Annotated in this window: 1 protein-coding gene; it reads left to right on the plus strand. The window is 45.6% G+C overall.

Translation table 11 applies throughout. The features are described 5' to 3' along the window. Positions 1–2,192, plus strand: a 2,192-nt coding sequence (locus VIR50_RS08090) for a hypothetical protein (protein WP_331934635.1), incomplete at both ends; no start/stop codon positions are given.

Here is a 2,192-nt window from a genome sequence, read left to right on the forward strand (position 1 = left end):
ACCCGAGGAGATTACCCAACAGAAACCTAAGAATGACAAGGCGGTTGAGTATCAAGGCTACGGTGGTGTGATTTGGGCAGGAGATGAAGCGGCTGTTCACGTACTCAACTGTAACCTTGTGCGTAATAAGTCGGTGGCTTATCCCGCTATATTCAATACTGTAGCCAATACACCAGACCATACAAAGCATTTCAATGTCAACTCCATCTTTTGGGGGAATCAAATTACGGGTAATGCAGGCACTAACTCTGAGAATATACATATTGTAAACTTAGGCACAGATAATGTAGCCTCCTCTTTCTATAGTGCTTATGAGGAGGGACGTTGTTTACCCGTGGTTCATGGGGCTGCGGATGAGTTCCGCCATTTGGCTTATAATAATGATCCGCAGAGCATAGCGGCGACTTTGAAGAAAGATGGTACGCAGTATAATCAGAATATCATTCTTGATGAAAATAATGACGCGGTAGAAGGTCCTAACTTTGTATTGCCATCAAACTTAGCAGGTGTAGAGGGCTTTATGCAGAGTGCTAACTGGATGATAGCGCGTGTGAACAGATTGGCTGATAGTGGGTGGGGATATTTGGATCAGGTCAATAAGGACTATGTGAAAGAAGGAAACTCATTCAAGGGTGGTGGCTTGTATAAGGTTGTCGCTGACGGTTTTAAAAACATGTATAATCTAACATTGGCGCCTATTGGTAGTGAAACTTACTTAAATTATAGAGAGGGCGGACGTCAGCCAATGTATCGTATAGCGAAAGACCCATTGATAACCGCTGATAAGGTTTATATAGATATGGGCTTATATGAGTACCAGCATGCGACGCTTGACATCGAAGGAGGAGAAATAGATACGCTTTGGGTGTCGGCAAATGAGAATATCGAAGCAGGTAATGACGGACGTACATGGGACACACCGACCAGTGACTTGCAGCGCGCCATAGAAACATTGTTGCTTAGTCGAAACGATAAGCCTAAGTTCATCAATATCATGGAAGGAACCTACAGTCCGGTTTATCAGTTGGCTGACAATAATCAAGGCTTCCAAATTTATATTACAGAGAATACAGAGAACGTTTTGTTGAAGTCACAGATAGGGACGGGTACGGCTTATGGTGTAAGAAGTCTTACGATTCAAGGAGGTTTCAGTCAAGATGTGGAAGGAGAAAGGGATATTGAGCAGTATCCTGTTGTACTGAAGTCTGTATCTCGAGGCGGGGTTTCAGATCATAAGCATCTATTTTATATTGTAGATACAGAGCAACGTTCGACTTCACAATCGGGTAAGGAAAGTAGTTCGCGTCAGACGGTACCTACACATCATGCGGTGCCCATTACCTTTGACGGTCTGACGTTTATCAATAGCTTGGCTTCGTCGTCAGGTACTAATTCAGGTGGTGCGGCTATCTACTACAAACAACAGTTCTTGTCGGATGCGGATAAAAAGAAAACTACGGATAAATTGCTCCTGCCTCCTGATGACGGTACACCCAAATTGACAATCCGCAATTGTGTGTTCCTACAAAACGGCGCCGCGGCCGATGTGCCGGCAGTATCGATAGCCAAGGGAGGCGGCGAAGCGTTAATCTATAACAGTGTATTCCATAGTAACACGGGTAATCCACTGGAAGCAGTTGACACAAAGGTTATTAATAGTACTTTTGCGCTGAATGGCGGCCACGTGAAGTTAAGTGAGTCGGCCTATACGTATGAGGATGAGAATACGCATGTAACGACCAAGTACACCAGCGAACTGCATAACTCGCTTATTTGGAAAGACAATAAGGGTACGGGCACTCAATATGAGATAAGCTCAACGGCAACGCCTTCACTCTCATATAACGCCATCACGAACCATCCCGCCGCGGATGATGACGCTAATCACAATGTGGCGTTGGATGATGATAATGGAGAACTTATGACAGGTCCTAACTTTGTGGATCCGGAGAATGTGGATGTGACTAAGCGTAATTTCCATTTGCAGCCGGCATGGCGTACCATCAGCCGTGCCGACGCAAAGACATTCGCGGAGAAGGCATTGCGTTTGTCGGGTGCCGACCTCGTGGGTGACGCTATGCTTGGAAAAGTAGCCGACACGAAAGAGTTGGCGGGCGTAAGCCGCTACTATCAGGAAGGTATAGAGCGTGGCGCCTATGAAATGACCGTGCAGATGAATCGTATTTATTACG

Source organism: Prevotella sp. (assembly GCF_036570325.1).
In the GTDB taxonomy this organism is placed as follows: domain Bacteria; phylum Bacteroidota; class Bacteroidia; order Bacteroidales; family Bacteroidaceae; genus Prevotella.